Here is a 1,692-nt window from a genome sequence, read left to right as displayed (position 1 = left end):
GCTGTATGTTAATGGCAAAGACACCAAAACAGAAATTGGCGATATTGATTACTTAGGTCCACTGCCAATGGATGGTTCTGTAAAATTATATGCAAAGCGTGAATTTAATTCTGGTGAAAAGCAAACCGAAGAAGTGTCAATCAAAAAGGGAATGGAAGATGTTGCGCTTAATTTTGATGAAGAAAATACAACACAAGCCGCGGCAAAAGCATCGGCTTCTTCTGAAGAAGAAGAGTCGAGTGATGAAAAGTCCGAAGCAAGTTCTGGAGTGTCTGAAAGCGAAGTATCTAGTTTCATGGAAGAATATATGGATGCTACAATTACATCGATTGACAACGAAGATTTTTCTATCGCAGAGCCTTTTATCGATCCAAATGGCCCAAAATATAAAGAGCAGAAAGAGTATACATCTTATTTAAGCAACAAAGGAATAACAGAAGACTTATTAAGCTTGAACGTAAATAGAGTAACAAAACTTGATGATTCGATGTATAAAGTATATACATCAGAAGAGTATGATATTTCGTACGCAGATGGATCCGTTAAATACAAAAAGTTCAACAGTATTCATAAAGTAAAAGTATTAGACGATGGAAGTTTAGGTGTTTACCAGCTAATTAGTTCAACTGAAGCAAAGTAAAACACACAGGAAAACCCTCGGTCATACCCGAGGGTTTTCTTCTTATTGCTTAGATTTATCAATGATCTCTAAAGCTAGTTCTTCAGTTGTCATCTCTTCAATACCATTTTCGTTCATATCCAAAAGTTCTGTTCCATCTCCTCTTTGTAAGTGTACGGCAGGGACAAAGAAAATACTTTTTTGGTCATAATATTGGCCTGATTTATCTAAATAAACGGGAAATTTTAAAGATTCTCTTTGAATAGCCTGTTTATCTGCATATTTGGCTGAACCATCTGTTACCCCAATCACTTCAATGTCTGCTTTTCTAAATTTAGACATTTGACTATTTATTTCACTTAAGAAAGGCTCCTCTGCCTCAAACTCTGCACTAACATATACAAATAAAAATAGTTGATTAGATCGTCCAGCGATGACGTCTTTAGTACGGCTAAAGTCAAAAGATGTAAGTTCTAGCACCTCAGCATCATTTTCTGTTTGCTTAGATTCAGTGTCTGTACTGTCTTCTTCAGAGGTTTCTCCACTTTTCTCGCTGTCATTTGAAGCGGCATCTTTTCTTTTAACAATACTTGTATCAGCTTGTTCTGAAGATTCTTCTGCAGAAGGTTCCGTAGAATCGTCCGTATCTTCTTCTGCTGCTGATACTTCTTCAGAAACGGAAGTAGAAGAAGTACTATCAAGGTCGGCAGCACCGCTAAGAAAGCTCATAAATCCACCAGCTGCCACTATCCAAAAGCCAATTTTGTATGCAGCTCCTCCTACCCCAAATAGAAGGCCTAATACTGACATCCCTCTGCGATATTTTTTACGAAGCCCAATTAGTCCAAATAAAACAGCCAGTGTCCATACAGGTGCCATAAACCACCCTAAATAGGGAAGGAAGCCTATTACACACCCAATAATTCCTAAAACAAGTGCGGTAACAGCAGCTCCGTTTGTTTCTTTTTGAATATAAATTGTTTGCCCGTTATCTAATTTTCCCAAGTGTTTTCTCCCTTTCTATCCTGCATGATGCGAAGCTTTGTGGAAATTATTACAAAGTATGTTCACTC

General features: G+C 37.5%; 2 protein-coding genes. One reads left to right on the top strand and one right to left on the bottom strand.

The window, feature by feature from the left end:
* The coding region (locus RB298_RS07145; protein ID WP_486046576.1) for a TcaA NTF2-like domain-containing protein at positions 1-640 on the top strand (640 nt) is incomplete at its 5' end.
* Between the two features lie 42 nt (positions 641-682).
* Here the strand turns inward: RB298_RS07145 and RB298_RS07140 are convergent.
* Positions 683-1,624 (bottom strand): hypothetical protein, encoded by a 942-nt coding sequence (locus RB298_RS07140; RefSeq protein WP_486046574.1) that lies wholly within the window; start codon positions 1,622-1,624, stop codon positions 683-685.
* Positions 1,625-1,692 lie beyond the last annotated feature (68 nt).

The organism is Priestia sp. BR_2 (assembly GCF_041954005.1).
Lineage (GTDB): Bacteria > Bacillota > Bacilli > Paenibacillales > Paenibacillaceae > Paenibacillus_AQ > Paenibacillus_AQ lautus_A.
This window is presented reverse-complemented; position numbering and strand designations above follow the sequence as displayed.